Origin of the sequence: Collinsella aerofaciens, from assembly GCF_015560135.1 — a bacterium.
Taxonomy (GTDB): domain Bacteria; phylum Actinomycetota; class Coriobacteriia; order Coriobacteriales; family Coriobacteriaceae; genus Collinsella; species Collinsella aerofaciens_AN.
In genome coordinates this window covers 62,798-84,264 of sequence record NZ_JADMRH010000002.1, presented here as the reverse complement: position 1 = coordinate 84,264, position 21,467 = coordinate 62,798, and the positions used below count along the sequence as shown (strand labels likewise).

Annotated in this window: 15 protein-coding genes; 2 read left to right on the top strand and 13 right to left on the bottom strand. The window is 61.7% G+C overall.

Annotated features, from left to right (window positions below; genetic code table 11):
- Positions 1 to 91 precede the first annotated feature (91 nt).
- The 9 genes from I2H19_RS01360 to I2H19_RS01325 all read right to left on the bottom strand — a co-directional run bounded on the left by I2H19_RS01360 (position 92) and on the right by I2H19_RS01325 (position 7,818).
- Positions 92 to 613: an Asp23/Gls24 family envelope stress response protein gene (locus tag I2H19_RS01360; protein ID WP_195620847.1), complete on the bottom strand. Its 522-nt coding sequence runs from the start codon at positions 611 to 613 to the stop codon at positions 92 to 94.
- 44 nt (positions 614 to 657) lie between these two features.
- On the bottom strand, positions 658 to 1,035 hold the full coding sequence (locus I2H19_RS09905; RefSeq protein WP_231501602.1) for a DUF2273 domain-containing protein: 378 nt from the start codon (positions 1,033 to 1,035) through the stop codon (positions 658 to 660).
- Positions 1,028 to 1,573, bottom strand: coding sequence for an alkaline shock response membrane anchor protein AmaP (locus tag I2H19_RS09900; RefSeq protein ID WP_229089720.1), 546 nt, complete (start codon positions 1,571 to 1,573; stop codon positions 1,028 to 1,030). Before I2H19_RS09900 ends, I2H19_RS09905 begins: the two co-directional genes overlap by 8 nt.
- Before the next feature lie 166 nt (positions 1,574 to 1,739).
- Entirely contained in the window at positions 1,740 to 2,546 is an 807-nt protein-coding gene (locus I2H19_RS01350) for a YebC/PmpR family DNA-binding transcriptional regulator (protein WP_117640266.1), read from the bottom strand.
- A gap of 164 nt (positions 2,547 to 2,710) precedes the next feature.
- Positions 2,711 to 4,894, bottom strand: coding sequence for a DUF6020 family protein (locus I2H19_RS01345; RefSeq protein WP_271745394.1), 2,184 nt, complete (start codon positions 4,892 to 4,894; stop codon positions 2,711 to 2,713).
- An 81-nt stretch (positions 4,895 to 4,975) separates the two neighbouring features.
- Positions 4,976 to 5,797 (bottom strand): prolipoprotein diacylglyceryl transferase, encoded by an 822-nt coding sequence (lgt, locus tag I2H19_RS01340; protein WP_195620846.1) that lies wholly within the window; start codon positions 5,795 to 5,797, stop codon positions 4,976 to 4,978.
- Positions 5,798 to 5,906: 109 nt separating this feature from the next.
- The gene (locus tag I2H19_RS01335) at positions 5,907 to 6,185 is read right to left on the bottom strand and encodes a NifU family protein (protein ID WP_035137589.1); all 279 of its coding nucleotides are present in this window, start codon (positions 6,183 to 6,185) and stop codon (positions 5,907 to 5,909) included.
- 172 nt (positions 6,186 to 6,357) lie between these two features.
- On the bottom strand, positions 6,358 to 6,882 hold the full coding sequence (locus I2H19_RS01330) for a deoxycytidylate deaminase (RefSeq protein ID WP_099432128.1): 525 nt from the start codon (positions 6,880 to 6,882) through the stop codon (positions 6,358 to 6,360).
- An 84-nt stretch (positions 6,883 to 6,966) separates the two neighbouring features.
- Complete coding sequence (locus I2H19_RS01325; protein ID WP_195620845.1) at positions 6,967 to 7,818, bottom strand: type III pantothenate kinase; 852 nt, start codon at positions 7,816 to 7,818, stop codon at positions 6,967 to 6,969.
- A 192-nt stretch (positions 7,819 to 8,010) separates the two neighbouring features.
- Between I2H19_RS01325 and I2H19_RS01320 the strand changes: the two genes are divergently transcribed.
- The gene (locus tag I2H19_RS01320) at positions 8,011 to 9,714 is read left to right on the top strand and encodes an OPT/YSL family transporter (RefSeq protein ID WP_195620843.1); all 1,704 of its coding nucleotides are present in this window, start codon (positions 8,011 to 8,013) and stop codon (positions 9,712 to 9,714) included.
- A 201-nt stretch (positions 9,715 to 9,915) separates the two neighbouring features.
- Here the strand turns inward: I2H19_RS01320 and I2H19_RS01315 are convergent, their stop codons facing one another.
- Positions 9,916 to 13,371, bottom strand: a complete 3,456-nt coding sequence (locus I2H19_RS01315) for a CAP domain-containing protein (protein WP_195620842.1) — start codon at positions 13,369 to 13,371, stop codon at positions 9,916 to 9,918.
- A 307-nt stretch (positions 13,372 to 13,678) separates the two neighbouring features.
- Here I2H19_RS01315 and I2H19_RS01310 point away from each other — a divergent pair, with 307 nt between their 5' ends.
- The gene (locus tag I2H19_RS01310; RefSeq protein ID WP_195620841.1) at positions 13,679 to 14,818 is read left to right on the top strand and encodes a DUF389 domain-containing protein; all 1,140 of its coding nucleotides are present in this window, start codon (positions 13,679 to 13,681) and stop codon (positions 14,816 to 14,818) included.
- Positions 14,819 to 14,943: 125 nt separating this feature from the next.
- Here I2H19_RS01310 and I2H19_RS01305 read toward each other — a convergent pair whose 3' ends face one another.
- From I2H19_RS01305 to I2H19_RS01295, 3 genes are all read right to left on the bottom strand, one after another.
- Positions 14,944 to 15,393 carry a hypothetical protein gene (locus tag I2H19_RS01305; protein ID WP_195620840.1) on the bottom strand — a complete coding sequence of 150 codons (450 nt, stop codon included), beginning with the start codon at positions 15,391 to 15,393 and terminating at the stop codon, positions 14,944 to 14,946.
- Positions 15,394 to 15,889: 496 nt separating this feature from the next.
- Positions 15,890 to 20,671: a 2-hydroxyacyl-CoA dehydratase gene (locus I2H19_RS01300; RefSeq protein ID WP_195620839.1), complete on the bottom strand. Its 4,782-nt coding sequence runs from the start codon at positions 20,669 to 20,671 to the stop codon at positions 15,890 to 15,892.
- A gap of 12 nt (positions 20,672 to 20,683) precedes the next feature.
- Positions 20,684 to 21,394, bottom strand: coding sequence for a TetR/AcrR family transcriptional regulator (locus I2H19_RS01295; protein ID WP_195620838.1), 711 nt, complete (start codon positions 21,392 to 21,394; stop codon positions 20,684 to 20,686).
- Positions 21,395 to 21,467 lie beyond the last annotated feature (73 nt).

Sequence of the window (21,467 nt, the reverse complement as noted above, 5' to 3'; positions counted from 1 at the left end):
AACGGCCGGCCACGCTTTTGCTTGCGCGGTCGGCCGTTTAACGTTTTCGCAGATAAAACCTGCCAAAACAAACCTGTCCCTTTTTGGAAGGTTATTCGTGCTGGCTGGTGCGGTGCTCGTACTCCTCGGGGGTGATGACATCCTCGATGCGCAGGTTGACGCCCGCCACCTCAAGGCCGGTCATCGCGGCAAGGCGCTCGGTGACACGTGCCTTGACATCGTCGAAGATCGCGGGCGCATAGGCGCCGTACTCGATGATGACGGAGATGTTGACGACCACGCGATTATCGTCGGTGACCTCGACCGTCACGCCCTTGGTCAGATTCTCGGCACCAAACTGCTCCTGCACAAAGTGCATGAGGTTACCCTTCATGCCCAGAACATGCGGAACCTCGCGGGTGGCCATGGCAACGATCTTCTCGATCACGCCGTTGGAATAGGTCAGCGAGTCCTCGGACTCATCCGCTTCCTCGTCGTCCTCGTCCGCATCATCGGCGGGTTCGGCCTCGACGAGCGCCTCGTCCTCGAGCGTTACGTCCTCGGCCTCGGCGGCGACGGTCTCGTCGGCCTCGAGCTCGGTATCGGCTACATCGACCTTCGTATTAAAAGCCATGGTTCCTCCTTATGCCTGCCGCGGATGCGACAGTCGAATACATATTAGCGGCCGCTAAACAGACGGCCGAAGAAGTTGACGATCCCGTTCTCGCCGTCGCGAATTTGGCCGATCACAGCGCCGATCAGCACGAAGAATGCAATGACGAGCGTGTCCCACAGGCCCAACGTGAGCACCAACACGGCGAGGATAAAGCCGGCGACGGCACCGAGCGTGGTGTTGGGATGACGCACAGCATAGCTCCAGATGGCAGCGCCCGTACCCTTGATGAGACCCATAGCCTCGTCAAAATCCGCGGCTGCCGCGTCTTGTAACTCGGTTGCCTCTGCTTTGGAATCAACAGGTTCGCTCGCCGGCGTAGCGCTCTGGTCAATCGTCAGGCGCGGCGTACGAGCGGTCTTATCTTGATTGGTATCAATCACCGGAAACCTCCACGGTCTGGACGGTAGTCTTGGACGGCAAAAAACGGACACGCGCGGTCGTACCCGGCGTGCCGAGCATGGTGTCGCAGGCCTTCTCGATGCGCTGCTGCATCGAGGTGGCAAGAGCGGCAACGTCCTTATCATCGAGCGCGATGGCCTCGACCTTAAAACGGACGTGCGAATCGTCGGGGCCTTGGACGCGGGCCTCGATATGCTCAACCATCACGCGGTCGTCGCGCTCGGCAGCAACCCTGGCGCACGAAGAAAGCGCCGCAAGGGTAACCTCGATATTGCGCTCCCCCGCCGGATGCACGCAGGACGGCTCGCGACGGGCGAACATCAGGCGGAAAAAGCTCAGCAGTACGCCGATCGCCACGACGCCGGCGCACGCCGTGACGACGATGCGCGGCATGGGGTCGCGCATCAGCAGCATAAAGCGATACGTATACGGCCCCCAAAACTGGCAGACAAGCGTACCCAGCGCCACGATGGTGGCGGCAAGATACACGATCGCTAGGGCTCGTTTGAGTACGCGCACGCGGCGCTCCCTTCAAATCTCGGCTCTCGAAATGCAAAACGGTTCGCATCATTATAAAAGAGCCGGGTCCGGTGCTCTACGCACGCGGATCCGGCTCATCTATTCCACGAGGCTTGCATGCTCGCTTCATTATGCCCAGATATGCACGACTTAACCCGTGCGGGCGCTACTCCTCCTCGAGGGCAGCGATGACCTCGTCGGTCATGTCCATGGTGCTGTAAACATCCTGGACGTCATCGAGCTCCTCAAGACGGTCGATGAGGCGCTGAACCTTCTTGGCGTCGGTACCGGAGACCTCGGTCGGGGTGGTCGGGACCATGGTGGTCTCGGAGCCCTTGACCTGGACGCCCTGCTCCTCGAGCGCCTTGGAGACAGCCATGACCTCGTTGGCAGTAGTCCAGACAATCCACTCCTCGCCGGCATCCTCGTAGTCCTCGCCACCGGCCTCGGCGATGGCCATCATGAACTCATCCTCGTCACCGGCAGCACCGTTGGCGATCATGGTCTCCTTCTTGGCGTTCTCGTCCAGGATCTCCTTGGCGACGACGATCTGGCCCTTGCGCTCAAACTGGAAGGCGACGGAGCCGGAGGTGCCCAGGTTGCCACCAGCGTGGGAGAAGGCGGAACGGACATCAGCGGCGGTACGGTTGCGGTTGTCGGTCAGGCAGTCGACGTAGACGGCGACACCGGCGGGACCGTAGCCCTCGTACACGATGTTCTCGTAGACGGCGGCATCGGCACCCGAACCAAAAGCCTTGTCAATAGCGGACTTGATCTTGTCCTTAGGCATGGACTGAGCCTTGGCCTTGGCAACGGCAGCGGCGAGGCTGGCGTTGTTCTCGGGCAGCGGGTCACCGCCGAGACGGGCAGCAACGGTGATGTTGCGGCTGAGCTTGGAGAAGAGGGCGGAACGCTTGGCGTCCTGCGCGCCCTTACGATGCTTGGTTGTGGCCCACTTAGAGTGTCCGGACATACGTGTCTCCTATCGGTTTCGACCTAAAGCCCAGCGCAGATGCTCGGGCAATATAAACAAACGTCGTTATGATATACCTACTAGCCTGCGAGATAAACCCCAAAATGAAGGCGTCGTGATGATGCCCCCTTTGGTGCAAAGAAACCTGACCCCAATGCACCAAGTTAGGACCAGAGGAAGTCGCTGCGGGTGACGGTGGCGCCGATGGCGAAGGGCATGCAGGCGATGACCGGATACAGGTAGCGCATGTAGGTCGAGCCGTTGCACGGACCAATCAGGCACACGGCGAGCACGCCCAACAGCGGCACCCAGATCGCCAGCGCACGCCATGAATGACGACGCAGCAGGTAGACCACCACGGCGATCATGATCCACACATAGGTAGCCGAGCTCATGGTGAGTGAAATAAACGGGATGCGCTGCACCGCCACACGGTACAGATTGATCAGGTGGTCACACCAGCGCACCACGTTGCTGTCAACCGGATGGAAGTCGAAGTACTTGAGGTTGTCGGGACGCGCCATGATCTCGGCACTACGCGCCGTGCTGTAGACCCAGGCATCGCGCGCGCTCGGATAAAAATAACCATAGTAGTTATTGATAAGCGCCGAAATATAGCACTCGGGATCTTTCTTAAACATCTGCGCCCAGACCTCAAAATAGGCCTTGATGTCCTCCTGCGAGGCGTACTCGTTAAAGCAGTTCTTGACGGCATCCGACTTATCCGGGTTGTAACGGCGGCCCAGATTCTCGTACTTGAGCACCCGGTCGATCACGGCGCGCTCCTCGTCGGTCACCAAGCCGTCGCAAGGAGCCTCCACGATGGTGCCGTCCTCCTTTACCGTGGGGTTGACGCCCGAGTTGAGGCCGTCGTGCTTTTGGACGAAACGAGCCGTCTGTTGGAACGGAATCGAGAGGATTTCGCGCTTGGAACCAGGCGTGATGTCGTGCGCCGGCATAAAGACCTTGGTGAAGTACATATTAGAGGCAAGGCAGAGTGCGAGCACCACGAGGACGCCAACCCAGCGGAAGCGCGGCGTGGCGCATGAGACCGCGATGCCCGTCTGCTTAGCCGCACGACGGGCGACATGTACATCCCATGCGCAAAACGCCGCCGCAATCACGCAGGCCGCCAACGGAAAGACCAGACCGCCATTGCGCAAAAACGTGGAACCCATGGCAGCCAGCGCAAGCAGCAGCCAGTCGTGGCGCGCAAAGAGCACGGGCCTCTGTTCGCCCGCACGCTCGGCATTGGCATCACGACGGGGCAGGCCGCAGGCCACGAGCTTGACGGTCTGTACCAGCAGCACCAAAAACGCGTCGGCAAAGAGCACGTCTTTGGTGAGCAACGCCGCGTAGTTAGAGAACATCGGCATAAACGCAAAGAACAGCAGGATCGCACCGCGAACCGGCAGGCTCACGCCCAGTTTGCGCAGCGACGAAATGGAATAGGCCATGCAGGCAGCCGTGATGACAAATTGAGCGCAGGTATAGATGATGAGGCCCGCGTTAGCGCTGTTGAACAGCGAAAGCCCCAGTTGAACGCACGAGCCGATAATGGCCGTGTGCACTACGGGATGATGCCCGTTGAGCAGCACGTTGGGGTTGAGTAGGCGCAGGTAGTCGCTCGTGCCGTTGGGATAGTTGAACCACTGGCGAATCTGCGCACCCGTATCTCCCATAAAAAGGCCGGGCAGCGAAGCGATGAGCGTGGGCGCCCAGGCGATCATAAGCACCAGGAAGGGCCCGGCAAAGGGATGGACCGAGAGCACGGCGTGAGCCACACGCCATATGCGGCCAAAGTGCGCCTCGGAAAACGGGATGCGCCGAGAGCTCAGCCAATCTAGACACTCAAAAGCCAGATAGAAGGCCACGATCGCCAGGAGCATCCAGCCCGCGCCGCCAATCCAGGCGCAGATGATGCGGGCCTTGTCGCCAAGAACAATCTCGGCCGAGTCGGTGAGGTCGTAGCTGCGGCCGAACACCATGCAGATGGCGAAAAACAGCGACGGCAGAATAATCGATGGGCGCCAGGTGTCGCCACGGCCAAAGAACACGTAGCGAAACGGCAGCGTGAGCAGGCAGGCAAGCGCAAGCAACATGACCGCGTCGGTATGGCCGGCAAACGAGAGGAGCACCTCGTAGCACACGTACAGCATGCCCGAGGCTTTGGGGTCAATCGCCAAGACTGCGTTGCTCGACACCGGGGCGGGATCGATGGAAAACGCCGTGGTCGCCAACAGCGCGAGCAGAAATGCGATGAGCGTCTGCTTGGCGGGGTAGCGCTTAAACCAGACGATGCGGGCAGCGTCGCGCGCAGCCGTTGTGGAGAGATCGGAATCCTTCACAGTCCGAAAGCCTTTCTAGAAAACCTATCAAACTCGGCAAGACCACCACAAAAGTGCCTGTCCCCTTTGTGGTGGTCTTGGTTAGGCGTCCAGGTAGACGCGCTGGGGCTGGTTGCGGCGACGGGCGAAGATGATGAGCGCCAGGCCGGCGATCACGAGCGGCAGGCTCAGCAGCTGACCCATGGTGATGACGCCGCCCAGCAGATAGCCCAACTGGGCATCGGGCACGCGCACGAACTCAACGAGAAAGCGGACGATGCCGTACCCCATCACGAACACGCCCATAAACGTACCCTGGGGCAGCGGCGGCTTTTTGCGGCTGAGTACCTGCAGGATGCAAAAGAGCACGATGCCCTCAAGAAACGCCTCATAGAGCTGGGAGGGATGGCGCGGCACATCGCCCGCGGTGCCACCGAAGACCACGCCCCAAGGCAGATCGGTCGGTTTGCCCCACAGCTCGCCGTTGACGAAATTGGCGCAACGTCCCAGGCACAGCGCCAGCGGAGCACCGATCACGGCAAGGTCGGCGATAGTCCAGGCGTCGAGCTTATACATGCGGCACACGATGATGCCGCCCAAGATGCCGCCCACCAGGCCGCCGTGGAAGCTCATGCCGCCCTCGTTGGTGGCAAAGATCTCGAGCGGATGCGCCCAGTAGTAGCCGTCGCCGTAAAAGATGACGTAGAACAGGCGGGCGCCAATGATAAGGCCAAAGACCACGCCGACCACGACACTCGTCAGGTCGTCGACCGTAATGTCAAAACCCCAACGGCGCTGCGTGCGGTACATGACGACCGCCGTGAGCAGAGCTCCGACCACATAGGCCAAGCCGTACCAGTAGATGGTGATGGGCCCCGCCGAGATGGCGACGGGATCAAGCATATGGTAGAGGTCGTTGAGCATATCGGTCCCCCTGCTCCCTACATACAAATGCGGCCGCGGGCCTTGCGCTCGCAGCCGCATATTTGAGCGTAACGTCTATGCGGAGTATGCCGTCCGCAGCTTTCGCAGCTTAGAACGGCGCGTACTCGTCGTACAGGTCCTCGGCCTCGCCGGAGGCATTGACCTGCTCAACGCGGGTAACGCCGGGCACATGCTCCTTCAGGATACGCTCAATGCCCATGGACAGGGTCAGCGAGCTCATGGGGCAGCCGGCGCAGGCGCCCTGCAGCTCCAGCTTGACGACACCCTCGTCGTCGACGCCCACATACTCCATATCGCCGCCATCGGCCTGCAGGTTGGGGCGAATCTCTTCAAGAACCTTCTTAAGCAGCTCTTCGTTAACAGCCACAGGGGCTCCTTTCTCACAATTACGCGGGCGCGCCCGCGGACAGAAGCTATGTTACTACAGCCATGTACCCGCTCACGAGCCGTCCATGCGCGCAGACGCGACTTTCACGAGTAGTCAATTTGAGACGGGGCTCTTTGAGCTGCCTTTTGTTGCCAGCTGACGTTGCCACGCGCTACTGCTGAGCCTGTCCCTCGGTGCCGATGTGAACATCGACGATAACCTGGCGATAGCTGATGCCACAGGAGTCGAGGATGCGGCGGCTGATGCGTCCATCATCAGTGTCGGCGTATTTGTTGTCCAGGTAGACAACCTCGCCCACGCCCACCTGCGCCAAAATCTTGGCGCAGTCGTGGCACGGAAACAGCGTGACGTAGACCGTGGAACCCTCGAGATCCTTGAGCGAACCACGGTAGTTGAGCACGGCGTTCGCCTCGGCATGGACCACGTAGTTGTGCTTGTCCTGCAGCGGATCGTCGCTCGTACCCCACGGGAAAAAGTCGTCGTTGAGCGCCGAGGGTGTACCGTTGTAGCCCACCGAAAGGATGCGGTGGTTGGTGCTGGCGATGCACGCACCCACCTGCGTGTTGGGGTCCTTGCTGCGGCGCTGCGCGGCGATGGCCACGCTCATAAAGAACTCGTCCCAGCTAATGACGTCCAGGCGCTTGCCTGACGAAGTTTGATGAAGATCGTCCGACATGGCAGACACCTCCGTAATCGCAATAGTTTGACCCATTGTAGCAGGTGAAAGGTGGGGGCGTTTGTCCCACCGGCGCCCTCACTTTTACACGCGGCGAGGCTTTTGGTTGATGCGGTACAGCTCGGCGAGACCCCGCAGCGTCAGTGCGTCGTCTACCGTCAGGCTGTGGCCGACCAACGCCGCGAGCGCCTCGGCATCGTCGCCGGTGATGACAATGGGCACGCTGCCCTCCCCCGCCGCCTTGGTCGCGCGCATCTCGGCAAGCACCATGTCGAGCATGCCGTCGATACGGGCTACCTCGCCCAAGACCACGCCCGAGCGCATCGCCTCGCGCGTGTTACGGCCGATGACATGCGTGGGTGCCGAGGGCTCGACCTGGGGTAGGCGCGCCGCAGCGGCCGAGAGCGAGCGGGCGCCGAGCGCCAGACCCGGCGCGATAACGCCGCCGACAAAGGTTCCGTGCGTATCGATGACCTCGATATTGGTCGTCGTGCCCAGGTCGATCACGATGCACGGAGAGCCATAGACGGCACGGGCCGCCACGGCGTCGGCGATGCGGTCGGGGCCGATCTCGGCCGGGTCGTCGTAGTGGACGGGCATGCCGGTCTTGAGGCCCGGTCCCACGGTGAGCACGCGCCCCGTGCAGGTACGGGAAAGAGCCGCCTTCCACGGGCGCTCGAGCGCCGGCACCACGCAGCTCAGCACGGCCGCCGTGGGCACGAGCGCGCCGGGCATGCCCGCATCGGCCGCCAGCGCGGCCATAACTTGAGCGAGACGCATGCGCGCTTCGTCGGCCGTAATGCTCGACGGCGTCGTGATCTCGCACGTCGCAAGCGGGCATTCCTGCGCCGCGGCCGAATCCTCGGCAAACAGACCAAAGCGAATGAACGTGTTGCCCACATCGACCGTCAATATATATGCGCACCCATTAAGCATCGTCGGCGCTCCTTTCGTCTGCCCAGCAGTATATCGCCTACCTAAACCAGTCATCCCGAAATGACTAGCTTGCGGTTATACTGGTGCGCGGTTGTTTGCGAGCTCACGCGGCGGCCCTTGGTAACCCGACTTCCCGCGCCGTATCCGTAGCGGCGCTCCCGGGGGAAGCGGATATACGCAAAGGAGTTTTATATGAGCAATCCCTCGAACCGCGCCTCGATGCGCGGGCAACTCACGCTGCGCGGTGTCATCATCGGCGTCCTGGGCTGCGTGATTATCACGGCAAGCTCGGCCTACACCGCCCTCAAGATGGGCGCTCTCCCCTGGCCGATCGTCTTCGCTGCCGTCATCTCGCTGTTCTTCCTTAAGCTCATGGGCAATGCCAGCCTCAACGAGGCCAACGTCACCCACACCATCATGTCCGCGGGCGCCATGGTCGCCGGCGGCCTGGCGTTTACCATCCCGGGCGCCTGGATGCTGGGCTATGCCGACCAGATCAGCTGGCTCGACATGTTTATCGTGGCACTCGCCGGCACCATCCTGGGCCTGCTGGCCACCGCGCTCATCCACCGTCACTTTATCGTGGACGCCGCGCTTGAGTTCCCCACCGGCAACGCCGCAGCTCAGACCTTGCGCGCGACCGAGGCTGGCGGCAAAACCGGCAAGCAGCTCTTTGGCTCCATGGCCATCGCAGGCATCTATAGCGTGCTGCGCGACGCCCTGGGCGTGGTGCCCAGCATGCTGTGCACGCTCAACATCCCCGGCGTGACCTTTGGTATCTACAACTCGCCCATGCTGCTCTCCGTCGGCTTCCTCGTGGGCTTCGCCCCGGTCGCCTTCTGGTTTGCCGGCGCCCTGCTGGGCAACTTTGGCATCATCGTGGGCGGCACCGCTGCCGGTCTGTTCGACGTTATGACTGCACAGGGCATCGTCAAGTCTCTGGGTATGGGCCTCATGATGGGTTTTGGCGTCGCCGTCGTCCTCAAGGACATCCTGCCGCAGGTCGCCGGTATCGTCCGCGGTCTTGCCGCCGACAGCTCCACCGACACCGACGAGCAGTCGCTCATCTCGGGCTCCCTTAAGCTCGACGCCGGCATCATCGGCCTGGGCGCTGCCGCCATCGCCGTGATCGTCGCCATCGCGCTTGACCTTGGCCCCGTTCCGGCCGTCATCGTGACGCTGTTCACCTTTGTCACCACCATCATGAGCGCACAGAGCTGCGGCCAGACGGGCATCGACCCCATGGAGATCTTTGGCCTCATCGTTATGCTCATCGTGGCTGCCTTCGCACAGATCGCTCAGGTCAAGCTGTTCTTTATCGCCGGCATCGTAGCCGTGGCGTGCGGCCTTGCGGGCGACGTCATGAACGACTTTAAGGCCGGCGCCGTGCTGGGCACCAACCCGCGTGCGCAGTGGATCGGTCAAGCCATCGGTGGCATCGTGGGCGCCCTGGTCGCCGCCGCCGTCATGGTCGCGCTCGTCACCGCCTATGGCCCGGACGCCTTTGGCCCCGACAAGAGCTTTGTTGCCGCGCAGGCAAGCGTCGTCGCCACCATGGTCTCGGGCATCCCGAGCGTGCCGTGGTTTGCGGGCGGCTTTATCGCCGGCATCGTCATGTACTGGCTCGGCATTCCGGCCATGATGATCGGCCTGGGCGTGTACCTGCCGTTCTACATGTCACTCACGGCCTTCCTAGGCTCCTGCGTTAAACTCGCCTACGACAAGTGGTCCGCCCACCGCGACGCCACCGCTGGTCTTTCTGACGAGGAGAGGGCTGCCAAGGACGCCGCCTTCCAGGAACAGGGCCTGGTTGTCGCCAGCGGCCTGCTCGGTGGCGAGTCCATCGTCGGCGTTATCCTGGCGTTTGTCTCCGTGGGCTTAAGCCTGCTGGGCTAAGCTGAGCAGCTGCTCGACAGCAACCATATTGCCTACGATTTGCCCGGTCGGTAGCTTTCGCGGCTGCCGACCGGGCTTTTTGATATCGAAACAAAGAAAGGCCGGCGCGCTGCGTTTAACAGCGCGCCGGCCTTATCGGTTAAGCCATCGAAGCGCTCCTGCTATGAACCGAAGTTCGTTGCAGAAACTACGCTCGAAACGCTACATCTGCTTGCGACGACGATCGCTCAGCGTCACACCCGCGGCCACGAGGGTGATACCGCCGATGACGAACACCTCGCCCGCAAGAGCGGAATTGTCGCCAGTCTGGGCGAGTGCGGCAGGCGCAGCCTGTTTCTTGGCAACGGGGGCCTTTGCAGCAGCCTGCGCAACCTGAGGCTTGGCCTGCGGCTCGGCCTTGGGATGATACTTGTCGTACTCGGCCTGTGCGGCAGCCAGGGCATCCTTGGCATCGTCAAGCTCAGCAAGCGCGGCGGCATAGGCGTCGTTGGCATCGGACAGCTTGGCATCGGCATCGCCCAGAGCGGCCTTGAGACCAGCGGCGGCATCGACGGCGGCCTTATAGCGAGCGTAGGCAGCGTTCAGCTTGACCAGCTTCTCGTTGCCCGTCGTGCCCGCGGCAAGGGATGCCTTGTGGTCGACAGCCTCAAGATCGGCCTTGAGTGCCTCGTCGCTGGCAAGCTCGGCCTTGGCCTTGACGATCTCGAAGTTCGCATCGACGACGGCTTCGTTGGCGGCCTCGAGCTGCTTCTGGGCATCGGCGACGCCGGCGACGGCGGCGTCATAGGCGACCTTGGCGTCGTCGACCGCTTTTTGGGCTCCAGCGAAGCGCTCGAAGGCCTTGTTTGCGGTGGCCAGCTCGCCCTCCGCGGCCTTGACCTTCGCCTGCGCGTCGGACAGGGCCTGCTTCTTGGCGTCAACTGCCTGCTTGGCGTCCGAAAGAGTGGTCGCAGCGTGCGTATCTGCGGCCTGAGCCTTGTCAACGCCAGCCTGGGCAGTGTCGTCGGCCTTCCTGGCATCGTCAAGCGTGCCCTGCTTGTTCGCAAGGTCCGTCTTGGCGGCATCGCGCTTGGCGGTAAGGTCCTTGACCGAAGCGGTGGCGTTGTCATACGCCTCGCTGGCCTGGTCGGACTTTGCCTTGGCAGCATCGCGGGCGCTGCGAGCCTTCGCCTTGTGAGCAGCGGCATCGGCCGCCTTCGTCTTGCTGTCAGCAAGCGTGGCGTTTGCCTTATCGAGAGCTGCCTGGGCAGTAGCGGCCTCGCCCTTGGCGGCATCGAGCTTGGCCTGGGGCGTCTTGACGTCAATACCCTTGAGTTTGGCTTCGGCGGCGTCGTATGCCGTCTTCGCGGCGGCGGTGTCGGACTTAGCCTTCTCGTACTCACCCTTGGCGGTGTTCATGTTCACATCTGCTGCGGTGAAAGCGTCCTGGGCGGCATCCTGCCCGTTTACAGCTGCGAAGTAAGCTTCCCTAGTAGTTCCAAAGTTCTTCTGCGCCTCGGCGAGCTTGCCCTGAAGCTCCTTGAGCTGCGCCTTCTGCGCCTGCGTGCCGCCTGCGTTGTAGGCAGAGTCGATGTAGTCGTTCACGAGCTTCTTGAACTCGGAGACAGTGAAATCCATCTGTCCCGTGCTTCCGCTATAGTCGAAAACGGTTACCTCGGAATCGGTTTTCTTACCGCTACCGGTTGCGATGCCGATAGCCTTCGCACCGGCATCGATGATGTTGAGATAGTGCCCGCACTCCTTGTAGATGCTGTAATGGTGCTGGTAGATATAGTAGGAATCATATCGATGGCTTCCAAGTGCGTCACCATACTGCTCGACGTACTTATCGAACGCCTTTTTCTCCTGGGTGTAGAGACCGGTATATGGCCAGCCAAGCGTATCCTCGGTCTCGCCTCCGGTGTATGCCCCGCCGCCGCCTGCAAGATTCTCACCTTGATCGAAATAGCAGTTCGAGTGTCCCCAAATGTTCGATGAATATGATGTATTGAGGGCGGCTGCCGCAGTCATGCGGAGGCTGACGCTAAGCTCAGACTGGCCGTTCGCCTTGCGGAGGTTGTTCTGGGTATCGAGATAGGTCAGGGCGTTACGCATCTGCTCCAAGGAGAGCGGATTGGTGTCGCGAGACATGTCCTGATCGACGTACTGGTCATACCATTCGGCCTTGTCATCGGCACCGGTCAGCATCGATACGGCGTCCTGGGCGTTCTTCTTCTGCGTGGCTGTGAACTGGCTGCCGCCGATGATGTAGTTCATGAAGCCGAACATACCCTGACTGATGACTTCCTGGTCAACGGTCATGTTGGACTTTAGGTCTGCAATCTGCTGCTCAAGAGCCTCAACCTGGGCATTAGCAGCGTCATAAGCCTTTTCCGCGGCGTTCGAAGCAGCGCAGGCCGCCTCCCACTCGCTGCGCTTCTGTTTGCGAACTTCGACAAGCTTATCGTACGCGGTCTTCTTGTCTGCTTCGGTCTGCTGGGCCTGCTCGTATGCCGTCTTCGCGGCGTCACGCTTACTGGCCGCGTCCTTGTACTCCTTGTTTGCCGCATCGTATGCAGACTGGGCAGATGCCACAGCAGCGTTGGCGGCGTTGGCCTTCTCCTGCGCGGCAGCGACGGCAGCCTGGGCGGCCTGCAGATTTGTCTGTGCGGTGGCGTCGGCATCCGTCGCGGCATTGAGCTCCGCCTGCGCGGTCTTGAGCTCACCAGCAGCAGCGATCTTGGCGGCCTCAAGCGCACTCAGGTCGACACCCGTACCCGAGACGGCAGCATCGAGCGCGGCCTGCGCCTGGTTGAACTTCTGCTGGGCGTTATCGCGCGCGGTGGTTGCGGCTGCGAGCGCAGCGGCAGTCTCCTGCTTCTTGGCCTGGGCAGTCGTCAGAGCGGCCTCAGTGTCCTTCTTTTCCTGCTGGGCGCTAGCCTCGGCAGCCTTGGCCTGGTCCAGATTGTCCTGTGCAGTAGTAACGGCCTTATTGGCGTCATCGAGCTTTGCCTGCGCGTCCTCGACGGCCTTCTTGGCGGCCTCGTACTCGTCCATACCCATGGCCTCGAGCTTGGCCTGGGCATCATCGAGGGCCTTCTTGGCCTCATCCTGCTTTGCCTTGGCGTCCTTGAGCGCCTGGGTCTTATCCTCGACACTCTTGTTGGCTTGATCGAGCTGATCGTTCAGGTCGCCCAGCTTCTTCTGCTGCTGCTCGGTCTTTTCGACGGCGGCTTTGAGCTCGTCAATCTTCTCCTGGAGCGCGGCGACTTCTGCTGCGTTCTGCTCGATTTCGTTGTCGCTCACAGCCTGCGAGGCCTGATTCTTTTGCTGCTGTGCCTGCTTTTGAGACTGGCCCGCCGCGTCGGCCTTCTTCTGGGCGGCATCGTAGGCGGCCTGAGCGTCCTTGAGCTGCTTTGCCGACTCCTCGGCCAGCTGGGCAGCCGTCTTTACGACCGCTTGGTTACCGGCGGCAACGGTATTCTCTACAGAACTACCCCCCCCCTGAACAGAATCGCCGTTATCGGTTGACGGTGCGGCGATTGCCGCCAGCGGCGACATGAGCGGCTGAGCGATGAGGCCCGCCGTCAAAACGGTTGCGACGGCGCGGTTAGCAACGCCCTTGACGTTGACAGTCTTGGCCCGAGGCTCAAAGTGTTGTGGACTGTAGTTTGCCATGGCTTTCTCCCTTTGACACGGATGTATCCATACGCTTCAAAATGTAGGAGCTGATTTTTGAATTCTGTTGCGCAACATTGGCGACCAGCGTATTTTTTGAAATTCACGCTCTCGTGCTTCACAGTTTCGTCACATTTGAAGGAGCTGGTGCATCATATTCTCGCGGGATGGAATTGAGCCTGTGATTTGCATTTGCTCCCGCGTCATCCGCCCTATCGGATTCCGCATCCAACAGACACCCCGCCCGCCACGGTGTAGAGTTAGGACAACGGGCGCGTTGCGCGGACCGCGCTGGAACGAGGTGGACATGGAACTCGACAAACAACAAATCAAGCGACTACGCGAACGCCATCACCGGCGCCACGGCATCCGCCCCGCCCATAGCGAGGCCATGGAGAACGCCACCCGCTTCCTAAAGCGCGCGTTCAACATTCGCGAGGGACGCGCGCCCTACCACGTGATCCGCAAGCGTTTTGTAAACGGGGCGCGCCTGACCGGCTCTCACCTGTGCATCCTCATCATCGCCATGCTCATCGCAAGCATCGGCCTCGATATCGATTCGGACATCGCCATCGTGGGCGCCATGCTCATCTGCCCGCTCATGGGATCGGTCCTTGCCATGGCATATGGCATCGCCACGCTCGACCGTGAGATTACCGTCGAAGCCGTCGCCAGCCTTGCGCTGCAAATGGCCTTTTGCCTGGTCACGTCCACGTTGTACTTTAAGCTCTCGCCCCTTGGCACCACCACAGCTGCCATCATCGACAATTCGACGCCGACTGTGTGGGACCTCGCTGTCGCGCTCGCCGGCGGCTTTGCGGGCGGCCTAGGCAACTCACGCGACCAGGAACCCGCCACGCTCATTGCCGGCGTAGCCGTGGCGACCGCGCTCATGCCGCCCCTGTGCGCGGCGGGTTACGGCATCGCCATCGCGAGCGGGTCGCTGTTCCTCTCGGCGCTCTACGAGTTTGGCATCAACGTCGTCTTTATCGCGCTGGCGGCCGAAGCCGTATTGCTTCTTTTACGTGTACCGCTCAAGCGCGACCTCAACGGCGACGGCATTGTGACTGCCGAGGAAAACGTTGAGGTCGACGAGCTATCGCGCAAGGTGCGCCGACGCATCATTGTGGGCACGGTAGTCTTTGCCATCCCCTGCATCGTTATGACCGCGGGTTCCATTGGCACGGCGCAGGCCGGCGTGCAGGACGGCTACGGCGTCACCGAAACCACGCGCGAGCTTGCGGCGGTGCTGCCAGGCTTTAAGGATTACACCGTCGCCGTCGAGACCTCGGCCACCGAGGGCGACGAGGAGGGCCTTGTCGAGCGCCAGACTGTCGCCCACGTGACGACAGGCGAGGCGCTCGGGGCGCACGACCGCCGCGTTGCCCGCAAGCTCATCGACCTCAACGTGCCCGAGCTCGATCGCGTGGAGTTCGATGTGAAGTGATGCCGGCGCGGGATGAATGCTCGCACGGACGCAAGTTACGACGCGGCGCAGACGCGATACGGACACGAGCAAATAGCGGGGTGCAGTTCACACCCGCACCCCGCTCGCTGTTTTATTGCCGTGAATCAGACGTCCGCATCGACATCGCCAGACTCCACCGTAAACGCCGGATCGGTGCTCACAAGATATAATCGGGTCACCTTAGTATTTCTAATTAGGTAAATCTGCCCCTGATTGCGTCGGCGTGACATATACGCCACGTGGACCGTACCGAATTCTTCGCCGTTTTCCTTCTTTAATATCAGGATGTTGGGGTCATCCGTACGCTTAAACTGCCCGTCAACGCAGCTGCCGTCTTTGTCGACCAGTTGCCACCGATGGTTATCCTCTTCAAGAAAGGCCAGGGTTTCCAGACTCGTCTTGTCGTCCCGATAGTAACCGTCAATGACAAACCCTACGGAAGCGCATTCCTGCATATAGGACGTTTCTCGGCTTATAGCAAACAGCCCTGTAGCGCCCAGGAGCACAGCCAGGCAGACCACTGCAAGGGTTATCGAAATAGCACGGCGATCCATGTTAGCCCAACCGATAGTCGTTTAACGGAGCGCGAAACATACCTGGAACCTCCGATATCAGGGGGAACGTCGCCAGCAGGCTGGCGACAACTATATGTTTCTGACATCAAACCATATGGCTGCCACTCGCGGAGGGGGCATCGGCGAACGGCGTGTTTTCATACTCCATTGGTCAAACCTAAGCGCGGCCCTACAGCTCGTACTTGTACACGCGGTAGATGTACTTCTCGGCTTCCATCTCGTAGGTGGCGATGGGCAGTCCTCAGCGATCATCTCGTCGTTTGGCAGATAGGTCAAACTGTGCTGGCCCGCGTTGAGCGAATAATCGCCTTGAGCCTGCAGCAACTTGTCCTCAAAGCCCGAACCGGCCCAAAAATCGGGCAAGCCCACGGAAGGCTGTAGCAAGGTCATTTGCGCAACATATGTCCAGCAAAAACGGGTGGTAGCCGGTACGGCTACCACCCGTTTGTCCCATATCTAGCCCATAGCAGGCCAGTTACTTCTTAATGCCGCGTCCCAGACGCTCGGCGACCGATGCCACGGCTTCCTCGTTGGCAGGTCCGCAACTCACGCAGCCATCGTGGGCACGCATCTGGCCGGTGACCTCGTCCATCGCAAGCGGTGCCACCTTCTCGAGCTTAAAGCCCTTGCCGGCGCGCATGTTCTCCTTGGCCACGCTGATCATGAGCTTAATGCGGTTGAGCTGGTTGACCTCGGATGCGCCGGGGTCGTAGTCCACCGCGACGATGTTGCTCTCGGGATGTTGGCGGCGCAGCTCCTTGATTACGGCCTTGCCCACCACGTGATTGGGCAGGCACGCGAAGGGCTGCGTGCAGATGATGTTGGGCGCACCGTGGTCGATCAGGTCGAGCATCTCGGCCGTGAGCAGCCAGCCCTCGCCCATGTTGTTGCACACCGAAAGCACCGTGCGGGCCTTGTCGGCCATGGTGCCGATGCGCTCGGGCGCCTCAAAGCGGCGGGACTTCTCGAGCATCTCCTCCACCGGCGTGCGCATCCAGTCCACCAGCTTAATGAGCGCCTGCATGCTAGCGCGCGCCGTGGCAGAGCTTCCCAGCTCGTCTTTTTGAAGCTCGGCGTTGCTCATGGAGTACAAGAAGAAGTCGAGCAGGCCCGGCACCACGGCCTCGCAGCCCTCGCGCTCGATGACATCGACCACGTGGTTGTTGGCCGTGGGGTGGAACTTGACCAAGATCTCGCCGACCACGCCCACGCGCGGCTTGGTGCCCTCGCCCACGAGCGGCATGGTGTCGAACGCGCGGATGGCCTCGCGGCACAGCTTGGTGTAGTTGTGGCGATTGAACTTAGGCGCCAGCTTGCGGGCGCGCGCCATGTACTCCTCGTAGAGCGCGTTGGCGGCACCGGGCGTTGCCTCGTACGGGCGGCAGCGGTAGAGCATCTGCATCATAACGTCGCCAAAGAGCACCGCATAGACTGCCTGCTTAAGCAGCGCCGGCGTAATCTTAAAGCCGGGGTTGTCCTCGCCGAGCGCCACGGCCGAAAGCGAGATCACCGGAATCTCGGGGTGGCCGCTCTCGCGCAGGGCCTTGCGGATGAGCGCGATGTAGTTGGTGGCACGGCAGCCACCGCCGGTCTGGCTGATAACCACGGCCGTCTTGGACAGGTCGTATCGACCGCTCTCGATGGCCTCCATAATCTGGCCCGTCACCAGAATCGACGGGTAGCAAATGTCATTGTTCACATAGCGCAGGCCGGCCTCGACGGCGTCGTGATCGGTCGAGGGCAGCAGCTCCAAGTTGTAGCCGGCACCGCGGAACACCTCTTTGACCAGGTCAAAGTGGATCGGTGCCATCTGCGGGCACAGAATGGTGTAGCCCTCGTCGCGCATCTGCTCGGTAAAGGGTACCTTGGGCCATGCGGTCGAAGCACTCTCGCGCTGAGCCTCAAACGTGTACTTGCGGCTCGCGAACGCGGGGGCATCCGTGGAGGGCGCCACCGGCGCGGCGTCGCCCTGCTCGTAGGCCTCACCCGCGGCCGTGGCCTCGGCCAGGCGCTCGGCTTCCTGGTCCTTGAGCGCCGCCATGAGCGAGCGGATGCGGATGCGCGCGGCGCCCAGGTTGGACACCTCATCGATCTTGAGCACGGTGTAGATCTTGCCGCTGGCCTCCAGGATCTCCTGAACCTGGTCGGTGGTCAGAGCGTCCAAGCCGCAGCCGAAAGAGTTGAGCTGGATCAGGTCCAGGTCGTTGCGCATCGTCACAAAACGGGCGACGGCGTACAGGCGGCTGTGGTACATCCACTGGTCGACGACGCGGATGGGGCGCTCAGGCTTCACGAGATGCGCGAGCGAATCCTCGGTAAAGACCGCAAAGCCAAAGCTCGAGATAAGCTCGGGCAGGGCGTGGTTGATCTCGGGGTCGTTATGGTAGGGACGGCCGGCGAGTACGATGCCGTGGCCGCCGTGGTCCTCGACCCACTTAAGAGCCTCCTCGCCCATGGTCTGGATGTCTTCGTGGAAACGCGCATCGGCCTCAAAGGCAGCGTTGACGGCGGCATCGACCTCGGAGCGCGTGATCTTGGGTCCGCGCACGCGACCGCGACCGGCCTCAGCATCGGCCACGCGGTCGACGGCGAGCACCTGGTACAGACGACGCTTGAGCTCGGTCTTGTCGTGATAGGGCACAAACGGATACAGGAACTCGATGTTCTGCTCGCGAATCTCGTCGATATTGAGTGCCAACGCCGTGGGGTAGCTCATGACGATGGGGCAGTTATAGCAGTTGCCAGCCGTCGGATCCTCCTTGCGCTCCCAGCGCACGCACGGCATCCAGATGAAGTCGACGTCACGGTCGATGAGGTTCATAACGTGGCCGTGGCTCATCTTGGCCGGGTAGCACACGCTCTCGGACGGCATGGACTCAATGCCCGCCTGGTAGGTCTTTTTGCTCGACTGGTCGGACAGCTGCACGCTAAAGCCCAAGCGCGTAAAGAACGCGTGCCAGAAGGGGTAGTTCTCGTACATGTTGAGCGCACGCGGAATGCCGACGGTGCCGCGCGGAGCCTCGTCGGGGCTCAGCACCTCGCGGTCAAAGAGCAGTTCGTTTTTCTTTTTGAAGAGGTTGGGAGCCTCGGTCTTCTGCTTTTTGTGGCCGGCGCCCTTCTCGCAGCGGTTGCCGGTAATGAAGCGCCTGCCGCCGCCAAAGTCGTTGACGGTGAGCTGGCAGTTGTTTGAGCAACGGCCGCAGCGAACATGCTTTTGCGTCACGGTGAGGTGCGCGATGTCCTCAGCCGAAAGGATGGTCGAGGTGCCGTCGGCGCCGGCGCGATCGCGGGCGAGCAGGGCCGCACCGTAGGCACCCATGCAGCCGGCGATGTCGGGACGCACGGCATGAACGCCGGTGAGCTGCTCAAACGCGCGCAGCGTGGCATCGGACATAAAGGTGCCGCCCTGGACGATCACCTGGCTGCCGATCTCCTTGGGGTCGCGCAGCTTAATGACCTTGAACAGGGCATTCTTGATGACGGAATAGGACAGGCCGGCCGCGATGTCGCCCACCGTGGCGCCTTCCTTTTGCGCCTGCTTGACGCGCGAGTTCATAAAGACGGTGCAGCGGCTGCCCAGGTCGACGGGAGCCTTGGCATGGATGGCGGCGTCGGCAAACGCGCGCACGTCCATGTTCATGGACACGGCGAAGCTCTCGATAAAGCTGCCGCAGCCCGACGAGCAGGCCTCGTTGAGCATGATGTGCTCGATCACGCCGTCCTTGACGCGCAGGCACTTCATGTCCTGGCCGCCAATGTCCAGGATGAACTCGACGCCGGGCAGGAACGCCTTGGCGCCGCGCAGGTGCGCAACGGTTTCGATCTCGCCGGAGTCGGCCTTGAGGGCCTCGATGAGCAGCGCCTCGCCGTAGCCCGTGGTGGTCACGTGGCCGATGGTGCAGCCGGCGGGAATATGGTTGTAGAAATCGGCCATGATGACCTTGGCCGTGCCCAGGATATCGCCGTTGTTGTTGCCGTACCAGGTGTGCAGCAGCTGGCCGTCCTCGCCCACGAGCGCGGCCTTCATGGTGGTGGAACCGGCGTCGATGCCGATGAACACGCGGCCGGTGTAGCCGTCGAGCTTGCCCTTGGGAACGACCTCGGTGTCGTGGCGACCCTTGAACTCGGCAAAGTCCTCGTCGGTGGCAAAGAGCGGATCCAGACGCTCGACCTCGGCACCCTGCGTGTCACCCAGGGCATCGATGGCCTCGATGAGCTGTGGGAACGTGCTGAGCTTGTTGGACTCGTGCGCCATGGCGGCGCCGCTCGCCACAAACAGGTGAGCGTTTTGGGGCACGATACGGTGCTCCTCGTCCAGGTTGAGCGTGAGGTAGAAGCGGTGGCGCAGCTCGGAGAGGTACTGCAGCGGGCCGCCCAGGAAGGCAACGTTGCCGCGGATGGGACGGCCGCACGCCAGGCCCGAGATGGTCTGGGTCACGACGGCCTGGAAGATGGAAGCAGCAACATCCTCGGGGCGAGCGCCCTCGTTGAGCAGCGGCTGCACATCGGTCTTGGCAAAGACGCCGCAGCGGCTGGCGATGGGATAGATGGTGGTGGCGTTGGCCGCGAGCTCGTTGAGGCCGCTCGCGTCGGTGTGCAGCAGGGTTGCCATCTGGTCGATGAACGCGCCCGTACCGCCGGCGCAGGTGCCGTTCATGCGCTGCTCGATGCCGTTGTCAAAGTAGATGATCTTGGCGTCCTCGCCGCCCAGCTCGATGGCGACATCGGTGGCCGGGATGAGGGTCTCGACGGCACGCTTGCTGGCAATTACCTCCTGAACAAACTCCAGGTCGAGCCACTGAGACAGCAGCAAACCGCCCGAGCCGGTAATGGCGCAGGTCATCTGGGCCGTCGGCAGCACAGTCGCAGCGCCCTCGAACAAGTCGCGGGCGCAAGCGCGAACGTCGGTGTGGTGGCGCTGGTACTTGGCGTAGACGATCTGGTTTTCGTCATTGAGCACGGCGAGCTTGACGGTGGTGGAGCCCACGTCGATGCCCAGGTGCAGGTTGCCACGAGCGTTCTCGGGGTTGAAGATCGCGCCTTCGGGGGCGTGGGCGGCGGCTATGGGCTCAGCGGCGGTGGCGGGCTCGCTAGTAACGGACGTCTCCCCTGCCGCGTTCTTGGCATCGGCAACTGCCTCGGCAACTTTCTCAGCTGCCGCGGTCGCGGCCTTCTGCGCGGCGTCCACCACGGCGGGCGCGGCCTCGCGTGCGGCAGCAACCATACGATCCTTAATGCCCTCGACGAGTTTGCTCATCTGTCTCTCCTCTTAGTTGTTGGACTCGACGGTTGCGGCGGTGTCGGCCGCGTCCTCGAGCTGCAAGTTCAATAGCTTCATGCCGTATTCCGGCACGTTGATATCGATGGGTTGGCCATACAGGTCACCAGGGCGCACAAAAGCGAGCACCGTCATAATGCGTGCCATGGCCTCGGGCGATTCGGTGAGCCCACGCTCAAACCAGTGCTGGATCATGCCAACCTCGGCACTCACGACGTAGGTGACGTAGTAGTCAAAGAACGTGCCCAGCGCCAGGCCCAAAATGCCCGTCTGCGCACGCGGCACCACAGCCTCACGCGCGGTGTCGATAATCCTTTTAATGAAGGCCTGGTCGCCGCCCGGACCCAGCAGTGCACCGATTAAGTCGCGGTTGGCCGCAAGATAACGCAGCAGCTCAACCGAACCGGGCGCCGGCTCGAGCTCATCGATGTTGTGATAGAGATCGGGCAGCTGAGCTGCGGTGATGAGCTCAATGCGCTCACGGATCTCAGCCAGCAAGCCGTCCTCGATTTGATTGATAAAGTCGGGAATATCGCGATAGTGCGAATAGAACGTGCGGCGCGTAAGGCCAGCGCGCTCGGTGAGCGACGCGACATTAATGCGCGAAAGGTCGCCGCTTTCGGCAAGCTCGCTGGCAAGTGCCTGGCGAAGGGCACGCTGCGAGCGAAGGGATCGGCGGTCGCATTTCTCGAGCTGGGACAAGCGTCCTCCTTGTTACTCAGCCTGTGCGCTATTGCACAGTGCGAGTATTATTGCACACCGTGTGCATCAACAC

Excerpts from the sequence above, each read along its gene's own strand:
- I2H19_RS01300 (WP_195620839.1), bottom strand. The coding sequence starts at position 20,671 with ATGAGCAAACTCGTCGAGGGCATTAAGGATCGTATGGTTGCTGCCGCA.
- lgt (WP_195620846.1), bottom strand. The coding sequence starts at position 5,797 with ATGCTCAACGACCTCTACCATATGCTTGATCCCGTCGCCATCTCGGCG.
- I2H19_RS01350 (WP_117640266.1), bottom strand. The coding sequence starts at position 2,546 with ATGTCCGGACACTCTAAGTGGGCCACAACCAAGCATCGTAAGGGCGCG.
- I2H19_RS01325 (WP_195620845.1), bottom strand. The coding sequence starts at position 7,818 with ATGCTTAATGGGTGCGCATATATATTGACGGTCGATGTGGGCAACACG.
- I2H19_RS01305 (WP_195620840.1), bottom strand. The coding sequence starts at position 15,393 with ATGGATCGCCGTGCTATTTCGATAACCCTTGCAGTGGTCTGCCTGGCT.
- I2H19_RS01315 (WP_195620842.1), bottom strand. The coding sequence starts at position 13,371 with ATGGCAAACTACAGTCCACAACACTTTGAGCCTCGGGCCAAGACTGTC.
- I2H19_RS01360 (WP_195620847.1), bottom strand. The coding sequence starts at position 613 with ATGGCTTTTAATACGAAGGTCGATGTAGCCGATACCGAGCTCGAGGCC.
- I2H19_RS01310 (WP_195620841.1), top strand. The coding sequence starts at position 13,679 with ATGGAACTCGACAAACAACAAATCAAGCGACTACGCGAACGCCATCAC.
- I2H19_RS01320 (WP_195620843.1), top strand. The coding sequence starts at position 8,011 with ATGAGCAATCCCTCGAACCGCGCCTCGATGCGCGGGCAACTCACGCTG.
- I2H19_RS01330 (WP_099432128.1), bottom strand. The coding sequence starts at position 6,882 with ATGTCGGACGATCTTCATCAAACTTCGTCAGGCAAGCGCCTGGACGTC.